Below are 19846 nucleotides of genomic sequence, written 5' to 3'. Positions count from 1 at the left end.
GCACCTGCCTCCTCCGGTGCCGGCCGCGGCCCCAACAAGCAGAAGAGAAAACCGTGCGCATCTCCGATCGCCGCTTCGCAACGTTTCTGATGGCCCCAGCGGCGTTATTCCTCGCCATCTTCGTGGCCTACCCGCTGTTCCGCCTGGTGGCCGACAGCTTCTTCAAAATCTCCCCAATCGCCGGCGGAGCCCGCGACTTCGTGGGCATGGACAACTACTTCCGGGCCTTCGCATCGGAGGCGTTTATGGGCGCCGGCTGGCGGACCCTCGCCTACACCCTCGTGGTGGTCACGCTCGAATTCGCCCTCGGTCTGGGCATGGCCTTGCTCTTCACGATGCTGGGCCGCAACTCCCAGATCTGGCGGACCGTGTTCCTGTACCCACTCATGATTGCGCCGATTGTGGCAGGCCTGCTGTGGAAGTTCCTCATGATCGATAACTTCGGCCTGATCGGGACACTTATGCACCAGGCCGGGCTGCTGGCCAACCCCAACCAGATCGGCTGGTTGTCCGACCCCAACATCGTGCTGTTCTCGGTGGCCATCCCCGACATCTGGCTCACCACGTCGTTTATGTGCCTGGTGCTGTTTGCGGGGCTGCAGAACATCCCCGGTGACATTATCGAAGCGGCCCGCCTGGACGGCGCCCGGGCGCCCGCCATGCTGTTCCGGATCATCCTTCCCCTGCTGCGGCCTGTCATCGCCGTCGCGCTGGTGGTCCGTGGCATCGATGCCGCCCGCGCCTTCGACACCATCCTCATCCAGACCAACGGCGGCCCCCAGTCCGCCTCCGAAACCATGAGCCTGCTGATTTACCGCACCATGATCCGCTTCGGCGATCCCGGACTGGCAAGCGCCATGGGCACCATCTACCTGCTGGCCATGCTCGCCGTCGCCTTCTTCGCCGTCTCCACCATCTGGCGGCCAGGAAAGGACAACTGATGAGCCTCGCAGACCGCCGCCTTCAAGGTCCAGCCGCAACGGAGACCACCATGCCAACTACAACAGCGCCTTCCCCACTCAGCACCAAGGTTTCAGGGGGCAACGGCGCGCGCCGCCGTCGCTACCACGCGGAGGGTCTTGAGGCGGGCAAGCGCAGCACCAGGACGCTGCTCTGGATCCTCCTAGCGGCTGCCATGATCCTCTACGGCTTCCCGTTCCTCTACCTGCTGTTCACGTCTTTCAAGACGCCGATCGACACCATCGCCGTCCCGCCCACCATCCTGCCCAGGGAATGGACGCTGGAGAACTACACCAACGCCCTGGGACGCAGCGGGGTGCTGGCCTCCTTCATCAACAGTGCGCAGACGGCTATCATCAGCACGGTCCTGTCCCTCGTGCTGGCGGTTCCGGCCGCGTACGGCATCACTCGCTACAAGACACCCAGCGGCCGCGTTTTCATCATGGCGGCCCTCGTCACCCGGATGGTCCCGCCGGTGGCCATCGGCATCCCGCTCGCATCGATGATGTCGGCAGCAGGACTCGCTGACACCCCCATCGCCCTGTCCATCGCCCACACCACCATCTCGCTGCCGCTTTCCATCTGGCTGATGTCCAGCTTCTTCGAAGCCGTGCCGCAGGACCTTGAGGAAGCGGCCACCGTGGACGGCTGCAGCAGGCTCGGAGCCCTGTGGCGGGTGGTGATCCCAGTGGTGTCCGGCGGCATCGCGGTCACGGCGATCTTCGCCTTCCTCGCCTCCTGGAACGAGTTCCTGTTCGCCCTCCTGATGACCGCCGTCAGGTCCCAGACCACCCCCGTGGTGATCGCAAACTTCCAGACCCAGTTCGGCCTGGACTGGGGATCCATGACGGCACTCGCCGCCGTGTACTCCATTCCGGTCATCCTCCTCACCCTTCTCTTGCAGCGCAAGATCGTCGCAGGCATGACGCTCGGCGCCGTCAAGGGCTGAGAAACCACAACACAAAGGGAAGAACCTGTGTCAAGCAATAACTGCTACGACGTGACTACGTGGCCCGTCGGCAATCCGTCCGAGGACGTCGGTGAAGTAATCAACAGCATCATCGCTGACATCAAGGACCGGCAGACGGTCACCGATGCGAACAATGGCGGAAAGCCAGGCGCGGTGATCTACATTCCGCCCGGGGACTACCACCTTCGTACGCAGGTGGTGATCGACGTGAGCTTCCTCAGGATCCATGGCTCGGGACACGGCTTTACTTCGTCGAGCATCCGGTTCAACGTTCCGGAAGACGAATGGCCCGACTTGCATGAGCTGTGGCCCGGAGGAAGTCGCATTCTCGTCGACATTCCCCTCGGCGGCGACGGGGAGGAATCCAAGGGAGCTGCCTTTTACGTTGAGCGAAGCGGGAGCCCGCGGATCAGCTCGGTCGAGTTCTCCAACTTCTGCATCGACGGGGTGCACTTCAACCCGGATGGCTCGGGGATGCCTTCGGAGAACACCTACGTCAACGGCAAGACCGGTATCTATGTCGCGAACGCCAATGACTCATTCCGCGTAACCGGCATGGGGTTCGTCTACCTTGAGAACGCTCTCACTATCTACAACGCGGACGCGCTTTCCATTCACGACAACTTCATCGCTGAATGCGGAAGCTGCATCGAGTTGCGCGGGTGGGGACAGGCATCAAAGATCACCGACAACTTGGTCGGAGCAGGTTTCAAGGGTCACTCGATCTACGCCGAGAACCATGGCGGACTCCTGATAACCACGAACAACGTCTTCCCCCGTGGTGCGAGCAGCGTCCATCTCGACGGCGTCACGCGGTCAAGCGTCACCAACAACCGTTTGCATTCGTTCTACCCTGGGATGCTGATTCTCGCAGCGAATAGTTCGGAGAACCTCGTGGCCACGAATCACTTTTTGCGTGACCATGAGCCCTGGACGCCCTTCCTGGGAGTCGACAACGGACTGAACGACCTCCACGGACTTCTCTGCGTCAGCGGCAGCAATAACTCTGTCATCGGAAACCACTTCTCCGAGATCATCGACTCACAGAGCATCCGGCCGGCAGGGGCGACGCCTGTCATCATCCGGCTGATGGCGGGGGCTGGCAACTTCGTCTCCAACAACCACGTCGTGGCGCTGGACGTTCACTCCGAGTCAAGTGACTCCTGCTTCTCGGCTCAGGTGGACGCTCTGTTGACGACCGAGGCTTCGGACGCCCTCGCCGTTACGGCCGTCATGGTCGATTCCGAATCAGCTCGGAATACCATCCTTGATTCCGGAAGTGACGCCCAAGTGATCGCAGACAGGGCTGTTAACGCCTTGAGGGCCACACCCACGGTCGGTTTCCAGGCGGCACACGCACTTGTGGCCCAGTAACCCGCTCAGGCCCGGCGAGCCCCCCGGGGATCGCCAGCATCGAGGGCAGGGAAATGATTTACGAATAAGTTGAACGTAGGATCAGCACCAACACCATGAGGACGTGGGAGACCAATGACCAATAGATCAGTCGGTATCAAGGAAGTAGCAGTCGCCGCCGGGGTGTCTGTGACCACGGTCTCCCACGTCCTGAATGACGTGTCGTACGCACGGATCAGCGCGGAAACCAGGGGCAAGGTGAAGTCCGCCGCCGAGCAGCTCGGCTACGGTCCCAACCGCCTGGCCCAGGCGCTCCGCACGCAGCGGACCGGAATGCTTGGCCTGGTCAGCGAGGACATCGCCACCACACCCCATGCAGGACGCATCATCCTGGGCGCGGACGAGGCAGCCCGTGCCCGCGGCTACAACCTGATGATCATCAACACGTCCGGGTCCGCGAGCCCCGAATCCAGGGATGCCGACGTCGAGGCCCTCCTCGAGCGCCGCGTCGACGGCATCCTCTACGCCACCATGTACCACCGCCAGGTGCAGGTGCCGGTCAACCTTGGCAGCGTGCCGTCCGTTCTGGTGGACTCCGTCAGCACGCGCGGCAGCATCACTGCCGTGGTGCCGGACGAGGAGGGCGGTGCCCGTGCCGCCGTCGGAATCCTCCTGGCGGCCGGCCATACCCGCATCGGCTTCCTTAACAACACCGACAACGTCCCCGCAACCCGGGACCGCCTCCGCGGCTTCCGGGCCACACTGACGGAGGCAGGGCTCGACGGCGACGCGGCACCTGTCGAGTCGGAGATCTCCGAAGTGCAGGGAGGCTATGAGGCGGCCAGCCGGATGCTGCGGCGTGAAGACAGGCCCACCGGGCTGTTCTGCTACAACGACCGGATGGCCATGGGCGCCTACCGGGCCGCGGCGGAGCTTGGGTTGTCCATCCCCGGCGACCTGTCCGTGGTGGGCTTCGATGACCAGGAGCTAATCGCTGCAAACCTGTACCCGGGCCTGACCACGGTGGCCCTGCCGCACTACGAAATGGGTGCCTGGGCCGCCGAGAACCTGATCGACGCTATCGAGGGTAAGACGGACCTGGCCCTCATGGCGCTCCACCCGACCATCCTGGACTGCCCGCTGGTGCGGCGCGATTCGGTGGCGGCGCCCGCGCGCTGACCGCTGCTGCGTTACCGCCAGTTACAAGGGCCAAGGCCAGAACCTACCCACACCAGACCAAGGACCCACCACCCATGTCCAGTTACCTTGATGACGCACGCCCCGAGACGGACCCGGCCGGAACGCCGCACCTGCGTCCCGCCCTCCACTACACGGCGCGGGACACCTGGCTCAATGACCCCAACGGCCTGGTGTTCCACCGCGGCATGTACCACCTCTACTACCAGAACAACCCGTATGGGAACGTGTGGGGCAACATGTCATGGGGCCACGCAATGTCCACCGACCTGGTGCACTGGACCGAGCAACCCGTGGCCATCGCCTGCGACGATTCCGAGGACATCTACTCCGGAAGCATTGTGGTGGACCACGCCAACAGCTCGGGCTTCGGCAGCGCCGAAAACCCGCCCCTGGTGGCCATCTACACCAGCGCGTTCAAGCCCGGCACCCCCCATGAAGGCACCCAGGCGCAGTCACTGGCCTACAGCAACGACGCCGGCATGACCTGGACCAAGTTCGCGGGCAACCCCGTCCTGACGCGCGGCTCGGCAAACTTCCGCGACCCCAAGGTCTTCAGTTACCCCGGCCCTGACGGCCTGTGCTGGGTGATGGCCGCTGTCGAAGCGGGGGAGCAAAAGGTGGTCTTCTACCGCTCCGCCAACCTGCGCGACTGGGAGCTGGCCAGCGAGTTCGGACCAGCCAACGCAGCCGGGGGAGAGTGGGAATGCCCGGACCTGTTCCCGCTGCCCGTGGACGGCGATCCGGACCGGACCAAGTGGGTGCTGGTGGTCAACATCAACCCCGGCGCAGTGGCCGGAGGCTCCGGCGGGCAATACTTCGTGGGCGACTTCGACGGCTTCACGTTCACGCCGGATCCGTCGTCCCTGCTTGACTCCCCGGTCTACGGAACCAGCGGTGCGGGCGCCGAGGCTGGACGGCTCCGCGAATGCCGCTGGCTGGACTGGGGCCGCGACTACTACGCCGCCGTCTCCTTCAGCAATGTTCCCGACGGACGGCGCCTCATGATCGGCTGGCTCAGCAACTGGGACTACGCCAACAGCCTGCCCACGTTCCCGTGGCGATCCGGGATGTCGCTGGTCCGTGAGGTCTCGCTGGAAACTGTGGACGGGCGTCCGGCCCTGGTCCAGGCCCCCGTTCTTCCGCCCCTTGAGAGTGTCCAGCGCCTGGACGGCCGCGAGCTTCACGGTGTGCTGCCGCTGCCGGAAATCCTGCCAGGCGAAGCGCAGGTCATCGACGCCGAGATTCTCCCGGGCGCCGCGGGCCGCTGCGGTTTCCGGTTCTGGGAGGATTCCGACGGCGGTGCCGCCATCCTCGCCTACGATCCCGCCGCCGGGGTGCTGACCCTGGACCGCACAGATGCGGGGGAAACGGCCTTCCACCCGGCCTTCGCGTCCGTGGAGTCCGCCCCTGTCCTGCTGGAGGACGGCGTGCTCACGCTGCGCATCGTCGTCGATCATTGCTCAGTTGAGGTCTTCGCCCAGGGCGGGAAGGTGGTCCTGACCGACCTGATCTTCGCGCGCGTTGGAAACAAGGGTTCGTCCGTGTTCGCCGAGGGCGGCGCGGCCATCCTCCGGAAACTGGCTGTAGCCGCAGTCGACTGACCTGCGGAGTTCCGCTTTGCCTCCCACATCCCGCTACGCCCAGAGGGAACTTTTGCGCGGCACCGTGCGTGAATTACTCCGAACGGTGTATAGCTAGTAGCTGATGCAGCACCACACGCGCGTAGACTCACTCGCCGTGCAGCACTACCAGGAGGGACGGGGCCAGCCCCCGAACAGATGAAAGCTAAGAGTTTCTTCAAGGGCCCGGGCATCTGGATCGTTGTTGTGATCGCCATGCTTCTCGTGGCTTTTGCAACACTGGCTCCCGGTGGTGCGGCACGGATCGATACGGACAAGGGCCTTGAGCTCCTCGCCGACAGCGGCAAGGTTGAGCAGGCAAAGATCTTCGACGGCGAAAACCGCGTTGACCTGACCCTCAAGGACAACCTGGATGTCAACGGGCAGGACAAAGGCAAGAGTGTCCAGTTCTTCTTCGTCGACGCCCGCGCCATCGACGTGGTCAAAGCAGTCACCGCTGCCAACCCCGCGAACGGCTACACGGACCAGCCGATCGAAAGCAACTGGTTCTCCGGCCTGCTCTCGCTGCTCATCCCTGTCATCCTGCTCGGAGCGCTGTTCTGGTTCCTGATGACCCGGATGCAGGGCGGCGGCTCGAAGATCATGCAGTTCGGCAAGTCCAAGGCAAAGATGGTCAACAAGGACATGCCGCAGGTGACCTTCGTTGACGTAGCCGGCGCGGACGAGGCTGTGGAGGAGCTCCAGGAAATCAAGGAGTTCCTGCAGGAACCGGCCAAGTTCCAGGCCGTAGGCGCCAAGATCCCCAAAGGCGTGCTGCTGTACGGTGCTCCGGGAACTGGCAAGACCCTCCTGGCCCGTGCCGTCGCCGGTGAGGCTGGCGTGCCGTTCTTCTCCATCTCCGGCTCGGACTTCGTGGAAATGTTTGTCGGCGTGGGCGCGTCCCGTGTCCGCGACCTTTTTGAGCAGGCCAAGGCCAACTCTCCGGCCATTATCTTTGTCGACGAGATCGACGCCGTCGGCCGGCACCGCGGTGCCGGCATCGGCGGCGGCAATGACGAACGCGAGCAGACCCTCAACCAGTTGCTGGTTGAAATGGACGGCTTCGACGTTAAAACCAACGTCATCCTTATCGCTGCCACCAACCGCCCCGACGTCCTGGACCCGGCACTGCTGCGTCCGGGCCGTTTTGACCGCCAGATCTCGGTGGACGCCCCGGACCTGATCGGCCGCGACCAGATCCTGCAGGTGCACGCCAAGGGCAAGCCGATGGCCCCGGGCGTTGACCTCAAGGCCGTGGCGAAGAAGACCCCGGGCTACACCGGTGCGGATCTCGCGAATGTCCTGAACGAGGCAGCCCTGCTGACCGCGCGCTCCAACGCCAACCTCATCGATGACCGCGCCCTGGACGAGGCGATCGACCGCGTTATGGCCGGCCCGCAGAAGCGCAGCCGCGTGATGAAGGAACACGAGCGCAAAATCACCGCCTACCACGAGGGCGGACACGCCCTGGTGGCGGCCGCGCTGCGGAACTCGGCCCCGGTCACCAAGATCACCATCCTGCCCCGCGGCCGTGCCCTGGGCTACACCATGGTGGTCCCGGAGAACGACAAGTACTCCATCACCCGCAACGAACTGCTGGACCAGATGGCGTACGCGATGGGCGGCCGCGTGGCGGAGGAGATCGTCTTCCACGATCCCTCCACGGGAGCCTCCAATGACATCGAAAAGGCCACCTCCACGGCCCGCAAGATGGTCACCGAATACGGCATGAGCGAACGTGTCGGCGCGGTACGCCTGGGCCAGGGCGGCGGCGAACCCTTCCTGGGCCGCGACGCCGGCCACGAGCGCAACTACTCCGACCAGATCGCCTACGTGGTGGATGAGGAAGTGCGCCGCCTGATCGACCAGGCGCATGACGAGGCCTACGCCATCCTCACCGACAACCGGGACGTCCTGGACCAGCTGGCCCTGGAACTCCTGGAACGGGAAACCCTCAACCAGGCCGAGATCGCGCATATCTTCACGGACATCCGCAAGCGTGACTTCCGCGAGGTGTGGCTCTCGAAGGAGACCCGCCCGGTCCAGCAGGCCGGCCCCGTGGAATCCCGCCTGGAGAAGTCTGAGCGCGAAGCCCAGGAGGAAGCCAAGCACGCCCGCCTCGAGGAACCGCTGGACGCGCAGCCGCTGCACCCGCAGGGTGTCCCGGATGACGCCGCATTCCAGGGCGGCATCCCCGACTCGGGGCCTGACGCCACGCACGGCTAAGCTTTCTCCTGTGACTCACTTCGACGACGACGCTCCCGCCTCCGCCGGACACCCGGCGGAGGACGGCTCCCACCACAAAAAGCACGAGAAGGTGGACCGGCCCCGAATTGAGGCGGCCGTCCGTGAAATCCTCCTGGCCATCGGCGAGGACCCGGACCGCGGCGGCCTCCTGGACACCCCCAGACGGGTAGCCAAGGCCTACGCCGAGGTGTTCTCAGGGTTGCACCTTGACCCGGCGGACGTCCTCTCCACCAAATTCGACCTGGACCACGAAGAACTGGTCCTGGTCAAGGACATCCCGTTCTACTCAACGTGCGAGCACCACCTCGTGCCGTTCCACGGGGTTGCCCACGTCGGCTACATTCCCTCCCACGACGGCAAAGTGACCGGGCTCAGCAAGCTGGCGCGCCTCGTGGACATCTACGCCCGGCGCCCCCAAGTGCAGGAGCGGCTCACCACCCAGATCGTCGAAGCAATGGTCAGCCACCTCAAGCCGCGTGGCGCGATTGTCGTTGTCGAATGCGAACACATGTGCATGTCCATGCGCGGTGTCCGCAAGCCCGGAGCAAAGACCGTCACCAGCGCGGTCCGCGGGCAGCTTCATGACCCGGCCACCCGTGCCGAAGCCATGAGCCTCATCCTCGGAAGGTAAGTATCAGACCATGGACTCACTCGCTGCAGCCCCGGGAACCGGGCCCGCAACATCTCCGCTGCCCATCCTGCGCAAACCGCGCCCGGCCGCGAAATTCGCGGACCTGCCCACCGGCCGCACCCTGGTCATGGGCATCCTGAATGTCACCCCGGACTCCTTCAGCGACGGCGGAAAGCACCCGACGGCGGACACTGCCATCGCGGCGGGCCTGCGGATGTTCTACGCCGGAGCGGACATCATCGACGTCGGCGGCGAATCGACGCGCCCCGGCGCGGAGGACGTGACCCTGGACGAAGAGCAGCGCCGGGTGATCCCCGTCATCGAAGCCCTGGTCAAGGCCGGCGCCCTGGTCAGCATCGACACCACTCACGCCGCCACGGCCGCTGCTGCCCTGAAGGCCGGCGCCGCCATCATCAACGATGTTTCCGGGCTGACCATCGAACCTGAGATGGCCGAGCTCGTGGCCGCGTCCAAGGTCCCCTATGTGCTCACGCACCGCCGCGGCGACGCCCGCACCATGGACTCCCTGGCCCAATACCAGGATGTGGCCGGCGAAGTGGTGGCTGAACTGGCCGGCGTCCGCGACAAGCTCTACGCAGCCGGGGTGAGCAAAGAGCAGATCATCATTGACCCGGGCCTGGGGTTCGCCAAGAACGACGCCCAGAACTGGGAGCTCCTGCAGCACCTGGACCAGCTGGACAGCCTGGGGCACAAGGTCCTGGTGGCCGCTTCCCGCAAGCGTTTCCTGGGCACACTCCTCACGGTCGCCGGCAAGTCCGCCGCCCCCGAGGAGCGCGGCGCCGCCACGGCCGCCATCACCGCGATCAGCGCATTCCGGGGGGCCTGGGCCGTCCGTGTGCACGACGTCGCTCCAAGCCTTGACGCCGTCAAGGTGGCCGCGCGGATGGCCGCCGCCCCTACCACCACCTAAGCCGGGCACCCATGGACAGGATCACGCTGAGCGGTGTCACCGCCGTCGGCCATCACGGAGTCTTCGATTTCGAGCGCCGTGAGGGCCAGCCGTTTGTGGTGGACGCCGTGCTGCACCTGGACTTCGCCAAGGCCGCAGTATCTGACGACGTCCGGGACACTGCCCACTACGGCGAAGTGGCTGAGCGGATCAAGGACTGGATCACGGGGGAGCCGCTGAACCTGATCGAGGCCCTGGCCGTCCGGATCGCCGATGGCCTGCTCGCCGAATTCACCATCCAGGCGGTGGACATCACCGTCCACAAGCCCAAGGCACCCATCGAGGTGCCCTTCGGGGATGTGGCTGTCAGCGTGCACCGGGAGCGGCCATGAGCGGCGGGTACACCAAAGCCGTCCTGGCCCTCGGCAGCAACCTGGGCGAGCGGAACGACACCCTGTCCGAGGCCGTTGCCGACCTGGTGGACCCGCCGGAGGTCCGGCTGCAGGCCGTTTCCCCGGTGGTGCAGACCAAAGCCGTGGGCGGCCCGGCCGGCCAGCCCGACTTCCTGAACATGATCATCACCGTGGAAACCACGCTGTCCCCGGCGGAACTGCTGAAGCACTGCCAGGCCGTGGAAAACAAGCACCTCCGCGTGCGTGAAGTGCGCTGGGGGGCGCGGACGCTCGACGTCGACATCATCACCTACGGCGACCTCACCAGTGACGACCCGGTGCTGACCCTGCCGCACCCGCGCGCGGCCGGACGCGCCTTTGTGCTGTATCCGTGGTCGCTGATCGAGCCGGCGGCCACCCTGGGCGGGGAACGCATCAGCGAGCTGGCGGCCCGTGCCCCCGACTTTGACGACCTTGCCCCGTTCGACGGTTTCGGCGATTACGACGGCGTCCCCACAGCCGGGGCGGTCGAGTAACCGGTGAAGCCCATCAACCCTGTCCGCCTGCTGCTGATCGGCCTAGTCCTGACCGTGGCCGGCTGGTCCGCCACCGTGGTGACCACACGCTACAGCATGGCCACGCCGGTTCTTCCGGCTACCGCGCTGGCCACCATGGGCGTGATTGTTGCCATCACCCTGGTGCTTGGCATCCGTGTTCTCCGGTGGCGCAACAGCACCAAACGCAAAAAGGCATTGGACCCGATCCTGGCCGCCAGGACCCTGGTGCTGGCCCAGGCGTGCGCTTATGCGGGCACCGTCCTGCTGGGCTGGCATGTTGGAATCTTCCTGGACCAGCTGCGGATCTGGAACTTGCGCAGCGACCAGGGCATCACCTGGGTGGCAGTCGCGATCGCTGCTGGCGGTCTGGTGATGATCGTCGTCGGCCTGCTGGTGGAGCGGTTCTGCAAGATCCCGCCCGAAGACACCGATGCAACGCCCGGTGAGGGGAAACCCGGCCGCGGGGTACGCGGCGAAGCCGCAGGGGAAGGCGAATATGCGTACAGAGGCGATTGATCCGCCGGGCATCACCTGGCAGCGGGTATCCCCGAAATACGTCACGGTGCGGCTGGTGCAGTGGGCCATCGGGAACCTGGTCACGGTGATTGTCCTGGCACTGCCCCTCATCTTGGTCCTGCTCGGCTGGTGGCGGTGGCCGCCCCTGTGGCTGGCCATCACCGTCCCGGCGGTGACCCTGGTCCTGGCCATCTGGCGGCTGCTGCTGATTCCGCGCCAGGTGCGGGCCATCGGTTACGCCGAGCGCGACGATGACCTGCTGATCCGCGGCGGCATTTTCTTCCAACGGACCATGACGGTTCCCTACGGCCGCATGCAATACGTGGACATCGGCGTGGGCCCGGTGGAACGCGGGCTGGGACTCTGCACGCTCAAACTCCACACCGCCTCGCCCGGAACCAACGCCACCATCCCCGGCCTGCCCGCTGCGGAAGGGGCACGCCTGCGCGAGCAGCTGGCCGCCCGCGGTGAAGCGAGGCTGGCAGGGCTGTGACGGCAAACGTTCCGGAGGCCGGCGCACCGACTGCGGTTCCGGTGGCGCCCGACGGCGAGTGGCTGCGTGTGCACCCGGCGTCCCCATTTGTGCGCGGCTGGGTGGCCTTGGCGGCCATTGGTTTCTTCTTCGGGCGGGACTTTTTCGAACGGTTGCTGCAAGGCCGTCCCCTGTTCGAGGAGGACTTCGCCGGCCGGGCACCCTGGCTGGTGGCCGGCGGCGGCATCATCCTTGTGGTGACCGTGCTGGGCTTCATCCTGACCTGGTACTTCACCAAGTACCAGGTCGCCGAAGGGTACGTCCGGGTCAACTCCGGCTTCCTCTTCCGCCAGCAGCGCCAGGCCCGGCTGGACCGCGTCCAGGCCATCGATATCGTCCAGCCCCTGCTTGCCCGGATCTTCGGCCTGGCCGAACTCAAGTTCGAGGTGGCCGACGCCGGTGAATCGGCCGTCAAACTGGCCTACCTGCGGATGGACGACGCCCGCCAGCTCCGGGCCACCATCCTGGCGCGGGCCGCAGGCGTGATCCCGGACCCGGCCCGGCCGCAGGAGGCCGCGCCGGAGGCGCCCGAATATCCGGTCCTGTCCGTGCCGCCGTCGCGCCTTATCGGTTCCCTGCTGCTCAGTGAGCAGAGCTTTTTTGTGGTGGTGGGCGGCATCGCCTCCGTGATCCTGTCCGTCGTGACGGACAACCGCGGCTTCTTCTTCTACCTGATCCCGGCGGTGCTGGGCCTTGCCGCCAGCTACTGGGGGTCCTTTAACAAGGGCTACAATTTCACCGCGGCCATATCGCCGGACGGGATCCGGCTCCGCTACGGGCTCTTGGACACGCAGGCGCAGACGCTGCCCCCGGGCAGGGTCCAGGCGCTGAAAGTGGCACAGTCCCCACTATGGCGGATCTTCGGCTGGTACCGGATCCAGGTCAACGTGGCCGGGTACGGCGCAGTGGGGAGCAACGGCGAGACAGCGTCCCGGACCACGCTGCTGCCCGTAGGCAAGCTGCCCGACGTGATGTCCATGCTCGCGCTCGTGCTGCCGGATCCCGGCACACCGGAGCCCGGACGCACCTTCGCTGCGGGGCTCTCGGGATTGGATTCCGACGGCGGATTTGTCACCACGCCGCACCGCGGCAGGTTCCTCGCGCCGCTGGGCTGGCGCCGCAATGGCTTCGCCACCACTGACACCGCCCTGCTGATCCGCTCGGGCCGGTGGTGGCGGGAACTGGTGGTGGTCCCGCACCAGCGCACCCAGTCAATGGCACTCCACCAGGGTCCGCTCGCCCGGCGGTTCCGTGTGGCGGACCTTGTCCTGCACACCACGGCGGGGCCGGTCTCGCCGCGGCTCACCCAGGCCGGACTTGACGAGGCCCGGGGCCTTTTTGATGCCCAGTCCGCCCGCGCCCGGCTCGCCCGCAAGCGGCAGACCAGTGAACAATGGCTGGCAACGGTGGCGCCCGCTGCGGTCGTTGAGCCTGGGGCCACGACCGCAGGGTTCCCTGACCGAGCTCGCGAGGTTAGGGAGCGGGTGGGGAGCGAAACCGCTAGTCCGGTGGTCGAGCCCGCTCCGGTGGTTGAGCCTGTCGAAACCTCGGTGGTTGAGCCCGCCGAAACCAGTCCCCAACAGGAAGGCCCGCAACGTGGCTAAGCCCGGGCGCCTTGGCGTCGGAATCATCGGTGCCGGGAAAGTTGGCGCCGTCCTTGGCGCGGCGTTGCGCTCGGCCGAGCACGCCGTCGTCGGGGTTTCCGCGGTGTCCGAGGCCAGCCGCGAACGGGCGGAGACGCTGCTGCCCGGCGTGCCCATCCTGGAGATCCAGGAGATTGTGGAACGGTCTGAACTGGTGCTCCTGGCCGTGCCCGACGACGCCTTGGCCGTACTGGTGGACGGACTCGCCAAACTCGGGGCGTGGCAGCCCGGACAGATCGTGGCGCACACCTCAGGCAGGTTCGGCGTGGGGGTGCTGCGCCCGGTGCGCGCCGCCGGAGCCATCCCCCTTGCACTGCACCCCGCCATGACGTTCACGGGCATGAGCCTGGACCTGACACGACTGCTGGATTGCACCTTTGGCGTGACCGCTGATGCCGCGATGCTGCCCATTGCCCAGGCGCTGGTAGTGGAGATGGGTGCCGAACCCGTGGCCATCGCCGAGGGGGACCGGACGCTTTATCACACGGCCCTCGCCCATGGCTCGAACCATATGGTCACCCTGGTGGCACAGGCTTCGCAGCTGCTCCGCGACGTTGGCGTCGACGCGCCGGAGCGGATGCTGGGGCCTTTGCTGCGGGCCACGCTGGAGAACGCGCTCGCCTCCGGCGAATCGGCGCTGACCGGGCCGGTGGCCCGCGGCGATGTGGGGACAGTGGCGGCCCACGCCGAGGCGTTAAGGGAGTACGACGCCGGTGCGCACGGCGATGTGCTGGAGGCTTACCTCGCCATGGCCCGCGCCACGGCACGGCGGGCCAGCAGTCGGGGGCTGCTCAAAGAGGATCAAGTGGGGGCCCTCCGCGCGGCCCTGGAAGAGGGAAACTGACATGGCCACGCAACTGGTGACAACTGCCGCAGAGCTCAGGGAGGCGAGTGCCCGGCTGCTCGGGCAGAAGGCGGGCAGGTCGCAGGGCCTGGTGCCCACCATGGGCGCGCTGCACGAAGGCCACGCCCGGCTGGCGCGCACCGCCGTCGAACAGAACGACGTAGTGGTGGCGTCCATCTTTGTGAACCCGCTCCAGTTCGGCGATGCGGTGGATCTGGACCGGTACCCGCGCACGCTCGACGCCGATCTTGCCCTGCTTGAGGAACAGGGCGTGGACCTCGTGTTTGCGCCTCCGGTGGAAGAGGTCTATCCCGGCGGCGAGCCGCTGGTCCGCGTGACCGCCGGCTCCCTGGGGGAAAAGTGGGAAGGCGCCTCACGGCCGGGCCATTTCGACGGCGCCCTCACCGTGGTTGCCAAGCTGCTGCACTACTGCATCCCCGGCTCAGGGCTTCCGCCGGCCGGTGCGTTTGCCTCCGGCGGCGGGGGACTGCCGGCCTATCGGGCCTATTTCGGGCAAAAGGACGCCCAGCAACTGGCGCTGGTGCGCCGTATGGTGGCGGACCTGAATTTCCCCGTCGAAATTGTTGCCGTGCCCACCGTCCGGTCCGAGGACGGGCTGGCCCTTTCCAGCCGCAACCGGTTCCTCTCCGCAGAGGAGCGCGAGGCCGCCCTGGTGTTGTCACGGGCGCTGCGGCTCCTGGCGGAGCGGGCAACTGCCCACCAGCCGCTTGATCTGGAATCGGCCCGGGCCATGGTTGAATCGCAGTCGTTGGTGGGACTGGACTACTTCGACGTCGTGGATCCGCTCACCCTTGAGCCGCTGGCCGAGAACTGCCGGAAAGTCCCGTTCCGCGGCGAAGGCCTGGCTCTCATCGCCGCCAAGGTGGGGCCGGTCCGGCTGATCGACAACGTGCCGCTCAGCAGCTGATAAGTAGTGCGCGCCAGTGCGGCGTTCGTCAAGCTCACTGACACGCTGGTGGCCGACTACGACGTCGTGGATCTTCTGCATATCCTGGTGGAGGAATCCGTGGGTCTCCTTGACGTCGCAGCCGCGGGTCTGTTGCTTGCCGATCCCAGCGGAGAACTGCAGGTTGTCGCATCCACCAGCGAGCAGAGCCAACTCGTCGAGGTGCTCCAGCTTCAAGCCGGAGCCGGTCCCTGCGTTGAGTGCTACGTGACCGGGTCGGCAGTCTCAGTGGACGACATTGCCGGGCTTACCAAGTGGCTGGGCTTCCGCCAAGCCGCGCTGTCGCAGGGCTTCCGCTCCGTGCATGCTGTGCCCATGCGCGTTCACGGCAGGATTATCGGGGCCATGGGGCTGTTCGGCGCCCGGGAGGGTTTCCTGACTGCAGAGGATGCCGCGATCGGCCAGGCGCTTGCCGACGTCGCCACCATCAGCCTTATGCAGGAACGCACCATCCGGGAAGCGGTACTGGTCAACGAGCAGCTGCAGCTGCCTTGAACACCCGGGTGCTGATTGAGCAGGCCAAGGGCGTCATTGCGCACACTGCCGGAGTGGATATGGACGCAGCATTCAACCTGCTCCGGAACCATGCCCGCGCCAACAGCCAGAGCCTGCATGTGACCGCCGGGCGCATCGTGGACCGCAGCCTCACGTTTTAAGGCCAGCCGTTACTGCGTTGATTCACCCTGCGGGTCGCGGTTGAGCATCAGCTGCTGAAGCAGGGCACGTTCGGGCTTGCCGGGGTTCTGGGCGACGCAGCGGCGCAACCGGGCCCGGGACAACTCCTCGCCGGGAACTGTTCCGCGGAGCACCTCATCAATGATTTCCTGCGCCTGCCACCGCAAGGATTCCCGGGCGAAGTGCCGGACCTCGGCGGACGCAGCGGCACTCTCCATCCACGGGTCAGTGTCATCGCACTGGATAAAATCGTAGGTTCGCTCTGCTGACATCGGGGCCTCCTTGCACCAAGCCGACGGGGCCTTTACGGGGTCCCATCGTCGTCATAGCACTGCGTCTGGGAAAACATTACAACGAGTAAGACCGGTCTGTCTGCACCTGGGAGTAAACTATTCCTACGATGATTTCCGATGCAGACCACACTGCAGAACCCGCGCTGTCTCCGGCGGATTTACCCGCCGAGGCGGCAGTTCTGCCTGCCGATTCCCGGAGCCGGATCCTGGCTGTGGCTTACGAACTCTTTTCCCGCCGCGGTGTGCGGGATGTGGGTGTTAACGAACTGATCGAACGTTCCGGCGTGGCCAAGGCAACTTTTTACCGGCACTTCCCGTCCAAGGACGCGCTGGTTCTGGCGTTCCTGGAGCAGCGGGACCAGGTATGGACAGTTGATGCCATCGTTGGCCAGGCCAAACTGCGCGGCACTACCCCCACTGAACAGCTCCTTGCCATCTTCGACGTCTTCGGCGACTGGTTCCTGCGCGACGACTTCGAGGCCTGCTCCTTCATCAACATCCTGCTGGAAATGGGCCCGGCCCATCCGCTGGGCCAGGCCAGCATCGACTACCTGGCCAGGATCAGGGGCCATGTGCAGGCCCTCGCGGAGCAGGCCGGGTTGGACCGCCCGGAGGATTTCGCCCGGTCGTGGCACATCCTGATGAAGGGGTCCATCGTCTCAGCCACCGAAGGGGACACCCAGGCGGCCAAGCGGGCCCAGCAGATGGCCGGCTGGCTGATCGAGCACCACCGCAGCTGACCACCCGGCGCGAACGGATCACTTAAGCCCCCGGCGCGAGCGGACACTTAAGCCCCCTGCCCGCGAATGCTCCGTTCCCTCGATGCCGAGCGCCGGATTGCAAGGAGTCAGCAGGAGCTCGGTTAACCCGCGGGAAAGAGCGTCCCGACGACTGCCCGCGTCAGATCGTGGATCATTTCAGTGCGTTCGGCCTCGTCGGTGCTATCGGCGCCTTCCGTGAAGATCACCAGCGCATACGTTGTCCCGCCATGTTCCAAGAGGGCTGCGTCATGGAGGTTTCCTCCAAGCTGGCCGTATTTGTGATAGACGGTAATCCCGGGCCCCGAGGCGGCGGGGATAAGTTCCTCGTTGTTGGTTTCCTGCATGTACCCCAGCAACTGCGCGGTGTCATTGGGGTTAAGCAGCTGTCCGGCGTAAAGCTTCGTCAGGATCTGGGCCACTTCCCCGGGAGTCAGCCGGTTGTCTTCGGGATCGTAGGCGATGCCAATCGAGGCTGCGTACCGGATCAGCCGCTGGTAGCCGATCCTGCCCATCAACAGGAGCCAGGAATCATTGTTGCTGTTGTTGATCATGGACTTGAGCTGGAAAGCGGCAGTGTAGTTCCCCAGCGTCTCATCGAGTCGCGCTTCACCGGCCGCCACAAGCCTGAGATAGGCCGCTGCGGTGATGAGCTTGGCAGTGCTGGCCGCAGTATAGGCCGCCGTGTCGCCAAAAGTGCGGACCGGTCCGCCCGCTGTATCCGCGACGGCCACGCCAACGCGGAAGCCGGAGACCCTGCTGATAATCCTCGCGACGCTTCCGTCCTCGGCGTCTGCACCAACCGCGGCCATGGCGTCAACCTCGGCGCCTGCACCAACCGCGGCCATGGCGTCAACCTCGGTGCCTGCACCAACCGCGGCCATGGCGCCAACCGGCCCGGTCCCGGCGAAAGCCGCATTCACGGTTCCGGTAACGCCCTCAGAGCGGACCACGGCCGAAGTGACGGCAGCCAGCAAAACCATCAAAGCGGCAGCCACCGAAAGAACCAGGGACAACGGGCTTCGGCCATCGCCGTGGTAGTGGCGCCCTGCCGGATATGCGGGGGAGTACGCGTCCAACTGGGGCTCCTGCCTGACCGCTTGCGCGGTCGAACATCACTAGAGGCCCCAGCCCCGACTCATAACTCAGTGCGCTGATTAAACCACACCGGCCAGCCAAAACGACCGCTCAGAAAAAGCCCGTGCCGAAGAAAAATCCTGTTCGCCGGAATTACTCCGGCCGGTAGAGTGTTTGAATCTGCAGCGGCGATGCTCGCGAGCCACTTCATTCTTACTCCCTGGGGGAACACCCATGTCTACAGAAGTCTCTTCGAACGCCTCCGGGCGGCCCGGGCCGGTTGCGGCGCCGAAGTCCTCCGTGCCGGAGAAGATGTCCCGCGAATCGGTGACCATCATCGCCACCTTGCTCGTGGCGACCTTTGTGGTGATCCTGAACGAGACCATCATGAATGTTGCCCTGCAGCGGCTGATGGTTGACCTTGGCGTGGACGCGCCCACCGTTCAGTGGCTCTCCACCGGCTTTATGCTCACCATGGCCGTGGTCATCCCCACTACCGGGTTCATCCTCCAAAGCCTGTCCACGCGGGCCGTCTTTATGCTGGCCATGGGACTTTTCGCCGGCGGCACCGCCCTGGCCGCAGTGGCTCCCGGTTTTGAGATCCTGCTCCTGGCCCGCATCGTCCAGGCCGGCGGCACGGCCATCATGCTTCCATTGCTAATGACCACCATCCTCACCCTCGTCCCGCTGGCCAAGCGCGGCGCTGTGATGGGCAACGTCAGTATCGCCATCTCCGTGGCACCGGCCATGGGGCCGACTGTCTCCGGGCTGATCCTGGAGCACTTCACCTGGCGCTTTATGTTCGTCTTTGTCCTGCCGGTCGCCCTGGCCGCGCTGGCCATCGGCGCCAAGTACCTGACGAACGTGGGCGAAACCGAGAAGACCAAGCTCGACTTCCTCTCCGTACTGCTTACAGTTCCTGCCTTCGGTGGCCTGGTGTACGGTCTCAGCCAGATCGGCGGCGGCCAAAGCGGTCCGAGCGCCGTGGCCATCGCCGCGCTGGTCATCGGCGTCGCCAGCCTGACGGTCTTTGTGCTCCGCCAGCTCCGGCTGCAGAAGGCCGAAGCCCCTCTGCTGGACCTCCGCGCCTTCAACTTCAGGATGTTCACGGTCTCCGTCCTGCTGATGGTGGTGGCCATGATGGCGCTCTTCGGCGGCGTGATCCTGCTGCCGCTCTACCTGCAGGAAATCCGCGGCCTGGGTTCCCTAGAGACCGGGCTCGCGTTGCTTCCCGGCGGCCTGGCGATGGGCCTGCTGGGCCCGTTCATCGGCCGGCTCTTCGACAAAGTGGGCCCGCGGCCGCTCACCGTCACTGGTTCCGTGCTCATGGTGCTGGCCCTGTGGCAGTTCTCAACGCTCGACGCCGGCACTCCGGTTTGGTGGATCGTCACCCTCCATGTGGGGCTCAGTTTCGGCCTGGCGCTGCTGTTCACGCCGGCATTTACCACCGGCCTGAACCCGCTGCCGCCGCATCTCTACTCGCACGGTTCGGCGATCATGAGCACCACCCAGCAGGTGGCCGGTGCCGCCGGCACAGCTCTTCTGGTGTCCATTTTCGCAGTGGTCTCGGCCGCGTCCGGGCTCGTTGCCGGCATGAGCGCAGCGTTCCTGACGGCGACCGTCATAGCCCTCGCCGCCGTCGTGCTTTCCGCGATGATGCGCAAAACAGAAGGTGCCGCCCCGGGCCACGGCGCCCACTAGC

At 65.7% G+C, this 19846-nt stretch carries 19 protein-coding genes and 1 pseudogene; 18 read left to right on the top strand and 2 right to left on the bottom strand.

Translation table 11 applies throughout. The features are described from left to right. Window positions 1-53: 53 nt before the first annotated feature. The 16 genes and pseudogenes from AU252_RS08935 (at window position 54) to AU252_RS08860 (ending at window position 15997) form a co-directional block, all read left to right on the top strand. Complete coding sequence (locus AU252_RS08935; protein WP_058930408.1) at window positions 54-941, top strand: carbohydrate ABC transporter permease; 888 nt, start codon at window positions 54-56, stop codon at window positions 939-941. 50 nt (window positions 942-991) lie between these two features. After that, complete coding sequence (locus AU252_RS08930; protein ID WP_058932847.1) at window positions 992-1909, top strand: carbohydrate ABC transporter permease; 918 nt, start codon at window positions 992-994, stop codon at window positions 1907-1909. Window positions 1910-1936: 27 nt separating this feature from the next. Beyond that, entirely contained in the window at window positions 1937-3304 is a 1368-nt protein-coding gene (locus tag AU252_RS08925; RefSeq protein WP_058930407.1) for a right-handed parallel beta-helix repeat-containing protein, read from the top strand. A gap of 114 nt (window positions 3305-3418) precedes the next feature. Continuing rightward, a complete protein-coding gene (locus AU252_RS08920; protein ID WP_058930406.1) occupies window positions 3419-4462 on the top strand; it encodes a LacI family DNA-binding transcriptional regulator in 1044 nt (347 codons plus the stop codon). A 74-nt stretch (window positions 4463-4536) separates the two neighbouring features. Beyond that, window positions 4537-6084 carry a glycoside hydrolase family 32 protein gene (locus AU252_RS08915; protein WP_058930405.1) on the top strand — a complete coding sequence of 516 codons (1548 nt, stop codon included), beginning with the start codon at window positions 4537-4539 and terminating at the stop codon, window positions 6082-6084. 177 nt (window positions 6085-6261) lie between these two features. Then, complete coding sequence (ftsH, locus tag AU252_RS08910) at window positions 6262-8328, top strand: ATP-dependent zinc metalloprotease FtsH (protein WP_058930404.1); 2067 nt, start codon at window positions 6262-6264, stop codon at window positions 8326-8328. A gap of 10 nt (window positions 8329-8338) precedes the next feature. Continuing rightward, window positions 8339-8980: a GTP cyclohydrolase I FolE gene (folE, locus tag AU252_RS08905; RefSeq protein WP_058930403.1), complete on the top strand. Its 642-nt coding sequence runs from the start codon at window positions 8339-8341 to the stop codon at window positions 8978-8980. A gap of 10 nt (window positions 8981-8990) precedes the next feature. Continuing rightward, window positions 8991-9911, top strand: coding sequence for a dihydropteroate synthase (folP, locus tag AU252_RS08900; RefSeq protein WP_058930402.1), 921 nt, complete (start codon window positions 8991-8993; stop codon window positions 9909-9911). An 11-nt stretch (window positions 9912-9922) separates the two neighbouring features. Beyond that, a complete protein-coding gene (gene folB / locus AU252_RS08895) occupies window positions 9923-10282 on the top strand; it encodes a dihydroneopterin aldolase (RefSeq protein WP_058930401.1) in 360 nt (119 codons plus the stop codon). Beyond that, the gene (gene folK, locus AU252_RS08890; RefSeq protein WP_058930400.1) at window positions 10279-10818 is read left to right on the top strand and encodes a 2-amino-4-hydroxy-6-hydroxymethyldihydropteridine diphosphokinase; all 540 of its coding nucleotides are present in this window, start codon (window positions 10279-10281) and stop codon (window positions 10816-10818) included. The genes folB and folK overlap by 4 nt, the downstream gene beginning before the upstream one ends. A gap of 3 nt (window positions 10819-10821) precedes the next feature. Beyond that, window positions 10822-11355: a DUF3180 domain-containing protein gene (locus tag AU252_RS08885; RefSeq protein WP_058930399.1), complete on the top strand. Its 534-nt coding sequence runs from the start codon at window positions 10822-10824 to the stop codon at window positions 11353-11355. Then, on the top strand, window positions 11336-11848 hold the full coding sequence (locus tag AU252_RS08880; protein ID WP_058930398.1) for a PH domain-containing protein: 513 nt from the start codon (window positions 11336-11338) through the stop codon (window positions 11846-11848). The genes AU252_RS08885 and AU252_RS08880 overlap by 20 nt, the downstream gene beginning before the upstream one ends. Continuing rightward, window positions 11845-13491 (top strand): PH domain-containing protein, encoded by a 1647-nt coding sequence (locus AU252_RS08875; protein WP_058930397.1) that lies wholly within the window; start codon window positions 11845-11847, stop codon window positions 13489-13491. The genes AU252_RS08880 and AU252_RS08875 overlap by 4 nt, the downstream gene beginning before the upstream one ends. Further along, window positions 13484-14374 carry a Rossmann-like and DUF2520 domain-containing protein gene (locus AU252_RS08870; RefSeq protein WP_058930396.1) on the top strand — a complete coding sequence of 297 codons (891 nt, stop codon included), beginning with the start codon at window positions 13484-13486 and terminating at the stop codon, window positions 14372-14374. The genes AU252_RS08875 and AU252_RS08870 overlap by 8 nt, the downstream gene beginning before the upstream one ends. 1 nt (window position 14375) lies before the next feature. Further along, window positions 14376-15302 carry a 4-phosphopantoate--beta-alanine ligase gene (locus tag AU252_RS08865; RefSeq protein WP_058930395.1) on the top strand — a complete coding sequence of 309 codons (927 nt, stop codon included), beginning with the start codon at window positions 14376-14378 and terminating at the stop codon, window positions 15300-15302. 6 nt (window positions 15303-15308) lie between these two features. Next, window positions 15309-15997 (top strand): annotated as a pseudogene (locus AU252_RS08860) (GAF and ANTAR domain-containing protein). A 9-nt stretch (window positions 15998-16006) separates the two neighbouring features. Here AU252_RS08860 and AU252_RS08855 read toward each other — a convergent pair. Further along, on the bottom strand, window positions 16007-16288 hold the full coding sequence (locus AU252_RS08855; RefSeq protein ID WP_058930394.1) for a hypothetical protein: 282 nt from the start codon (window positions 16286-16288) through the stop codon (window positions 16007-16009). 128 nt (window positions 16289-16416) lie between these two features. On the opposite strand from AU252_RS08855, the gene AU252_RS08850 reads away from it, so the two are divergent. Then, window positions 16417-17049, top strand: a complete 633-nt coding sequence (locus tag AU252_RS08850; protein ID WP_083510324.1) for a TetR/AcrR family transcriptional regulator — start codon at window positions 16417-16419, stop codon at window positions 17047-17049. A gap of 122 nt (window positions 17050-17171) precedes the next feature. Here AU252_RS08850 and AU252_RS08845 read toward each other — a convergent pair whose 3' ends face one another. Next, a complete protein-coding gene (locus AU252_RS08845) occupies window positions 17172-18146 on the bottom strand; it encodes a serine hydrolase (protein ID WP_058930393.1) in 975 nt (324 codons plus the stop codon). Between the two features lie 232 nt (window positions 18147-18378). Here AU252_RS08845 and AU252_RS08840 point away from each other — a divergent pair, with 232 nt between their 5' ends. Then, window positions 18379-19845 carry a DHA2 family efflux MFS transporter permease subunit gene (locus tag AU252_RS08840; RefSeq protein ID WP_058930392.1) on the top strand — a complete coding sequence of 489 codons (1467 nt, stop codon included), beginning with the start codon at window positions 18379-18381 and terminating at the stop codon, window positions 19843-19845. The last annotated feature ends 1 nt before the right edge of the window (window position 19846 follow it).

This window comes from Pseudarthrobacter sulfonivorans (assembly GCF_001484605.1).
Lineage (GTDB): Bacteria > Actinomycetota > Actinomycetes > Actinomycetales > Micrococcaceae > Arthrobacter > Arthrobacter sulfonivorans_A.
Note: the sequence above shows the minus strand (reverse complement) of the source record. Positions and strands in the feature narration are given on the sequence as shown.

Coding starts and splice junctions, on each gene's coding strand:
- AU252_RS08920 (WP_058930406.1), top strand. CDS start 3,419: ATGACCAATAGATCAGTCGGTATCAAGGAAGTAGCAGTCGCCGCCGGG.
- AU252_RS08850 (WP_083510324.1), top strand. CDS start 16,417: ATGATTTCCGATGCAGACCACACTGCAGAACCCGCGCTGTCTCCGGCG.
- ftsH (WP_058930404.1), top strand. CDS start 6,262: ATGAAAGCTAAGAGTTTCTTCAAGGGCCCGGGCATCTGGATCGTTGTT.
- folP (WP_058930402.1), top strand. CDS start 8,991: ATGGACTCACTCGCTGCAGCCCCGGGAACCGGGCCCGCAACATCTCCG.
- AU252_RS08865 (WP_058930395.1), top strand. CDS start 14,376: ATGGCCACGCAACTGGTGACAACTGCCGCAGAGCTCAGGGAGGCGAGT.
- AU252_RS08880 (WP_058930398.1), top strand. CDS start 11,336: ATGCGTACAGAGGCGATTGATCCGCCGGGCATCACCTGGCAGCGGGTA.
- folB (WP_058930401.1), top strand. CDS start 9,923: ATGGACAGGATCACGCTGAGCGGTGTCACCGCCGTCGGCCATCACGGA.
- folK (WP_058930400.1), top strand. CDS start 10,279: ATGAGCGGCGGGTACACCAAAGCCGTCCTGGCCCTCGGCAGCAACCTG.
- AU252_RS08840 (WP_058930392.1), top strand. CDS start 18,379: ATGTCTACAGAAGTCTCTTCGAACGCCTCCGGGCGGCCCGGGCCGGTT.
- AU252_RS08855 (WP_058930394.1), bottom strand. CDS start 16,288: ATGTCAGCAGAGCGAACCTACGATTTTATCCAGTGCGATGACACTGAC.
- AU252_RS08930 (WP_058932847.1), top strand. CDS start 992: ATGCCAACTACAACAGCGCCTTCCCCACTCAGCACCAAGGTTTCAGGG.
- AU252_RS08915 (WP_058930405.1), top strand. CDS start 4,537: ATGTCCAGTTACCTTGATGACGCACGCCCCGAGACGGACCCGGCCGGA.